Genomic DNA, 3,873 nt, shown 5'->3' with positions numbered 1-3,873 from the left:
CCCGCCCGCTATCGCGGAGGACAAACGGGGTGAACCGGCAAGCCAGCCAGACACTCACGACCGCTGAAGAATCGAGGTCAAGAGAAGCGCACTGATCCACAACTATTGACTATTGCTCCGGGGCGGCGCGGCATGGGCTATGCGGCGAAGCCGATGTTGGTGACGTACTCGTACTGGCCCCACTGGGAGCCGAGGTCGACGGCCGCGTCACTGATCCGCGCGTCATCGAGCGCCTGGTCGTCGTCTTCGGCCCAGGCCTCGACGATGCGGTCCCAGTGACGCACGTTGAGCGTTCGGAAACTGACTTCGCGTTGCCGCGGGCGCGCCGCTTGGCGGCAGCTGCGTTTCCTCTTGCGTGCTGGACTACCGTGGAATCCTGGTCGGAAGGAGAACGGGGTGGGGCAGCCCGGAATCGAGCCGCCATCTGGCGCTACCACGCAGGGTGACTCCGTTGTGGGACCGGAAGAGCCCGATAGGCGCATCTACCAGGCTTGGTTGTCGCGCGAGGACGCTGAACAGAGCCCTGACTCTGTCTCAGGAGAGGCGGTGTGCCCGTATCGGGGCTTTGCGTCGTTCCGTAAGGAGGACGCGCAGTGGTTCTTCGGCCGCGAGCGCGAACTCGCCGAACTCCTCACTCGCTTGGAAGAGCGGATGCATACGGGGGGCGCTGTAGCGGTTGCCGGTCCGGCTGGTTCGGGTAAGTCGTCGCTGCTGGCGGCCGGACTGCTGCCAGAAATCGCCAGCGGAGCGCTGCCCGGAGCAGACGGCTGGGCGGTTGTTTCACTTGTTCCGGGCACTCATCCGCTTACGGCGTTGGCGGGGGGATTGGCGCGGCTGACGGGGGCTGAGGCCGTCGAGCTGGCTGGTGCACTGGCCCGGGATCCCGAGGTGGGAGCGGCGCGCGTGCGTGACGCGGTCGGTCCTGAGGCTGGAGGCAATCGTCGGTGCCTGGTGGTGGTCGACCAGCTTGAAGAGCTTTTCAGCCCGGTCTCGGACAGAGAGGAAGGGCACACGTTCGTCCATGCGCTTTCAGCCCTCGCCGAGCCCGGGCGAAACGGGCAGCCGCCAGCTGCGCTTGTGGTCTTCGGCATGTCGACGGCGTACATGGGCCGGTGGGCCGAGTTTCCTCAGGTGTCGACAGCGCTGCGCGATGCGGTTCTGCTCGGGCCGTTGACAGAAACAGGGATGCGCGAGGTGATTGCACGGCCGGCCCAGGCAGTGGGTCTGGACATCGAACCTGGTCTGGTTGAGCTGCTGTTGAGTGACCTTCTGGGGGGTTCCCCGGACGCGCGGCTGCAACTGCTCCAAGCTGCTCTGTTGTCCACATGGGCGCGGCGGCGGGGCCGGTCGCTGACAGTGGAGGCCTACCGGGCGACGGGCGGGATCACAGGGGTTCTGGCGGTCTCCGCCGAGCAGGCCTTCGCGGGTCTGAGGCTGGAAGAGCAAGAGGCAGCCAGGCTCCTCTTTCTCCGGTTGATCAGAGTCGGTGAGGACATCCAACCGACTCGGCGGCGGGTGGCCCGGGACGTATTGGTTCCTGCGGGCTCCACTGAAGCCACTGCCGTGGTGGACAAGTTTATCCGGCAGCGCATCCTTACCCAGGACGGTGAGTGGCTGGAGATAGCGCATGAGGCGCTGCTGTTCTGTTGGCCGCGTCTACGGGCGTGGCTCGACGCCGACCCGGCGGGCAACCGTTTGCGCCAGGAGGTCGAGGACGCGGCTGTCGCCTGGATGCGTGACGACCGTGACCCCCAAGCGCTGTACCGGGGACAGCGCCTCGCCCAGAGTCTGTCCTGGGCCGCAGGTGTGCCTGAGCCCTATGATCTCAGCGTCCTCGCCGTAGAGTTCCTCCGAGTATCGGCAACAAGGGCCGGTCCACATACTGCATGGCTGCGCAGAGGTTTGGTAGCCGGCCTGATTGCGGTCGTGGCAGCTGGGTTCACGGCCGCTCTCGTCCTCCTCCTTGGGTTGCTTCCGGCCTTTCACGGATGGTGGTCGGTGGGAGGCTTCTTCATGCTGTGGGCACTGGTCGCGGCCGCTGTTCTGCTGACCGCACGTCGCACCAGCAGCGCCCGCCGGGAACCAAGCCGCCTTCAGCCCCCGGCACGGACCGGGGGTGATGCTGTAAGCCGGCGGACCAGAGACTTTGTGAGCGGGCTGCTCGACGTGTGGCAGCTTTCCAATGCACACAGCGGCCCCGGTCGCCGCACGTCGCTCCTCCGGGGCGAAGCGCCGCCCTCCCGGGATCGAGCGCTGCTCAACGTTGAGGCGGCACTGGACGGGGCTTGTGCTCGGCTCGGCAGGTTGCCGGAGCGGTCTGCTCACGGGCCCGGTGATCAGTCCAACGGTGTCGAGAGGTGCGACTAGTGACAGCTGTGACGCCGTCCGATGAGCCGGGTTCGACTCCCGAGGCGCCCACCGGCCTGCAGGAGACTTCCCAGCTGAACCGTGTCCACCGTGAGCTTCCGGCCGCTGAACAGGCGGAAATCTGGGAGCGGGTGGTGCAGGGAGCCGGGGAGCGTATTCTGCGGCTGGTCGAGATGGATTTTGAGCGGCAGACGGAAGAGCATCGGCAGTGGTGCCTCGACCAGATCCACCAGCGGCGGATGGACCTGGCCAATCTGGTGCTGCGGGCGACCGGCGTGCTCGCAGGCAGCGCGGGTCTGGCCGGATACCTCTGGGTCGCCAAGTACTTCGTCGATCACGGCGCCGCGGTCCCTGCAGCGGGCATGCTCGGCGGCGGGATCGCCGCTATCGCAGCGATGGTCGTCCGTACCCAGAACCGGAAGCCCTGATCAACCGGGAGGGCAGCGGCAGCTGGGTAGGGATCCATTTGACCGGCCCTGCCATCGCTTCATCAGGTACCGGATACTGAAGGCAACGCGTGACACGTCGCGTTGGAAAATTGTCCTGCACCTGGCAAAGGCTCGACATGTTCCAGTCTCAGGGTGAGGTCTGCGCTGCAGAGGGATCTGCAAGGGCACTGGCGTCGTCGCCTGCCGGAACGCAACGGAGACTGCGAGGCCGTCCACGAATGCGCCGCGGATGAAGCCCGCCACGCTGGCCCATGACCGACGAATGCAAGGCCTATCAGGAATCCACCGTCCGCCCGAGTTACAAATGGTGCAAAGCTCTGCGTAGCGGGGGAAGGGGGACGGAGGTGTGGCGTGGATCTGGAAAGCGTTGCTGGCGAGCTGTACGCGCTGCATCCGACTCAGTTCGTAGGGGCGCGCACTGCGCGCGTGGACGACGCACTCGCAGGCGGAAAGGCCGTGTTGGCCGCCCAGGTCGCTGCACTGCGTCGGCCGACGCAGTCGGCTTGGGCCAGCAATCTGCTGGTCCGCTGCGAGCCCAAGCAGGTCGCCCGGCTGCTCCGCCTGGGTGTCGGCCTGCACCAAGCCCACCAGACACTGAGTCTCCGCCAACCTGACGTCGCAGGTCAAAGGGCTGGTGTGGCTGGTGCTCCGGGCGCTCGCGCTGGTCGTGGGCAGCAGTCTGCGGAGTAGATCGTCTGTCAGCGGTTGACTTCGAGGTTCGTCAGGACATGTAAGGCGTGCAGGCGGGCCAAGCGGTGGTTGTGGCGGGCGGCGATGCCGTGGGTCCGGCCGGACCGGGCGGCGGAGATCCAGATCAGGCGCCTCTCGCGTCGTGCCTGGACCACCGCGGCCGTGCCAAACTCAAGGCATACGAGGCCGTCGCGAGGCGCTACGACAAACGTGGTTCCGTCGCCCTCCGCACGGGCACCGTCGCATCCCTGGTCATCTGGCTCCCGTTCGTGATCGCCCGGGGAGGCTCTCTAGTGCTCTGACCGCATAGGTTCGCCGGGTCGTTCAGGCCGCGGCGGCGAGGGGGCGTCCGCCCCAGCGGATGCCC

The 3,873-nt window shown here is 66.8% G+C and carries 2 protein-coding genes and 1 pseudogene; 2 read left to right on the top strand and 1 reads right to left on the bottom strand.

Annotation, left to right across the window (positions count from 1 at the left end; all coding sequences use genetic code 11):
- Positions 1-137 precede the first annotated feature (137 nt).
- Positions 138-332, bottom strand: a pseudogene (locus LE548_RS45095) (transcriptional regulator); the annotation flags it as partial.
- Positions 333-495: 163 nt separating this feature from the next.
- On the opposite strand from LE548_RS45095, the gene LE548_RS45090 reads away from it, so the two are divergent.
- Positions 496-2,367 carry an ATP-binding protein gene (locus LE548_RS45090; RefSeq protein WP_225102835.1) on the top strand — a complete coding sequence of 624 codons (1,872 nt, stop codon included), beginning with the start codon at positions 496-498 and terminating at the stop codon, positions 2,365-2,367.
- Positions 2,367-2,795, top strand: coding sequence for a hypothetical protein (locus LE548_RS45085; RefSeq protein WP_225102834.1), 429 nt, complete (start codon positions 2,367-2,369; stop codon positions 2,793-2,795). The genes LE548_RS45090 and LE548_RS45085 overlap by 1 nt, the downstream gene beginning before the upstream one ends.
- Positions 2,796-3,873 lie beyond the last annotated feature (1,078 nt).

Source organism: Streptomyces sp. CoH27 (assembly GCF_020181035.1).
In the GTDB taxonomy this organism is placed as follows: Bacteria; Actinomycetota; Actinomycetes; order Streptomycetales; family Streptomycetaceae; genus Streptomyces; species Streptomyces camelliae.
The sequence above is the reverse complement of the archived record's forward strand: the minus strand, read 5'-3'. Positions and strand labels throughout refer to the sequence as shown.